Source organism: Micromonospora echinofusca, from assembly GCF_017614955.1.
GTDB classification, from domain to species: domain Bacteria; phylum Actinomycetota; class Actinomycetes; order Mycobacteriales; family Micromonosporaceae; genus Micromonospora; species Micromonospora echinofusca_A.
In genome coordinates, this window is record NZ_WVUH01000775.1 from 1 (window position 1) to 273 (window position 273).

Below are 273 nucleotides of genomic sequence, written 5' to 3' on the forward strand. Positions count from 1 at the left end.
CTGCGTAAGGCTGTGCTGGGTGTGACGGGTCTGGTGTTCGCGGGTGGTCTGGCCGCGGGTCCGGCGTTGGCGAACGAGCTGGGTGTGGAGTCGAAGCCGGCGGCGCCGGTGGTCCAGACCGACACGAAGGCTGACGCCAAGGCGGGCAAGGCTGGTGAGGCTGTGGGCGTGGTTGATCGGGCGAAGCTGTTGCCGCATGGTGTGCCGTCGGGTCAGTCGCGTATCGATCTTGGTGCGGAGCAGACGGGTAACGTGAAGGAGATCGTCGCGGCG

1 pseudogene is annotated in these 273 nt (G+C 67.4%); it reads left to right on the forward strand.

From position 1 onward, the window contains the following. Nucleotides 1–21: 21 nt before the first annotated feature. Nucleotides 22–273 (forward strand): annotated as a pseudogene (locus GSF22_RS34330) (hypothetical protein); the annotation flags it as partial.